This window comes from Cobetia sp. BL01 (assembly GCF_056493605.1).
Map to the genome: position 1 here is coordinate 1 of NZ_JBVBEE010000022.1, position 1,451 is coordinate 1,451.

Annotated in this window: 1 protein-coding gene and 1 pseudogene; both read right to left on the reverse strand. The window is 52.6% G+C overall.

The window, feature by feature from the left end:
* A pseudogene (locus ACZYGA_RS16925) lies at window positions 1-516 on the reverse strand (L,D-transpeptidase family protein); the annotation flags it as partial.
* 119 nt (window positions 517-635) lie between these two features.
* Window positions 636-1,451 (reverse strand): apolipoprotein N-acyltransferase (gene lnt / locus ACZYGA_RS16930; RefSeq protein WP_479399721.1); only part of this gene is annotated, 816 nt, incomplete at its 5' end.

The window sequence follows — 1,451 nt, forward strand, 5'->3', positions numbered from 1 at the left end:
ATCGGTGGCCAAAAACACTTGACCACTACAGTTTCACCGCGTGCTTCCGCTTCGCGTTTTACCGACTCAGGCGGGTACCACGCGGGGTTTTTAATGTTCATGGTGGTCTCGGTCACGCCTAGAGGAGTATCAAACCCTTCGCGACCAATGCCAATAGGATAGGTCTCAACACGCGGTGTCTCACCGTTTTTGACATCTGGGTAGTAGTAAAGCCGCAGCTCGGCGATATTGATAACGATCCCAGTACGCTCCACATTCGGCAGAATAAAACGTCCCGGAATAGTCACTTCCGTGCCCACCCCTGGAACCCAGATGCTAACCTCTGGGTTTGCACGGATCATCTCCAAATAGCCAAGGTTGTGACGCCTGGCAATATCTATCAAGGTATCGTCGTAATCCTTTACGATAAAGGTGTCAGCCTCTCCGATAATATTACCTTCCTCTGGTAGCGGGTAATGCCCTTTGGGCCATTCCGTCTCCTGGGTCGTGTCGGGTTGTGTCGGGTTGTGTCTCCATGGCGACAGTGGGCCATGCCAGAAACGAAACCACCACACTCACGATGAAGCCGATCTGCATTGGCCATGGGAGGAATCTCTTAAGTATTACTGCGTTCTTTGCCAGGAGTATCGCTAGGTTCATTTTTCATCTAATGCGTCGTTTTTTGATCGAGATAAGTTCAGTTGTAACCCGAGCAGTGTCAGCAAGGCAGCGAGTATCCAAGCGGGGCCACTACCGGTGCGTGTGAAAGGAGTTAGGCCCTGCATCGGGGTCACCTCGCCAGTTAAACTGGCCTGTTCAAACTGTGGGGCACGGGCTGTGACGTGACCTTGTGAATCGATGATGGCCGTCACGCCATTACTGGTAGCTCGAAGTAGGTGACGACCATTTTCTAAGGCACGTAAACGCGCCATTTGAAGATGTTGGTGTGGGCCAATGGAACGCCCAAACCACGTATCGTTGGAAACCGTTAATAGCAGCTCGGCATTACGCGCCTGTTGGGCGACATGATCGGCGAAAATGATCTCGTAACAGATGGCAGTGCCAATGGTAGTGCCAGCCACGTGTAACGGAGCCTGTACGTCTGAACCAGGGGTCAGCCGGGGTGTTGGCAAGTCGAAAAAAGCAAGGGTGTCAGCGAGGAGGCTTTGGAATGGCAAATACTCGCCAAAGGGTACTAAATGCGCTTTTTGGTATTCGCCTTGCACATCATTTAGCCCTATGACGCTGTTATAAGAGCGCCCTTCACTGTCGCGTTGCAAAATGCCGGTCAACAAGGCGGTGTTAGGCCCCAGGTCGGACGCTACTTGCTCCAGTATTCGCTGTGCTTCCTGCTCAAGCATGGGAAGGGCTGCCTCGGGCCAAACGATGAGATCGATGTCCCTTGCTTGCTCTTGTGTCATTGTTGTGTAGATATTGACCGCCTCGCGCTGCCCTTGGGCAGTCCACTTAAT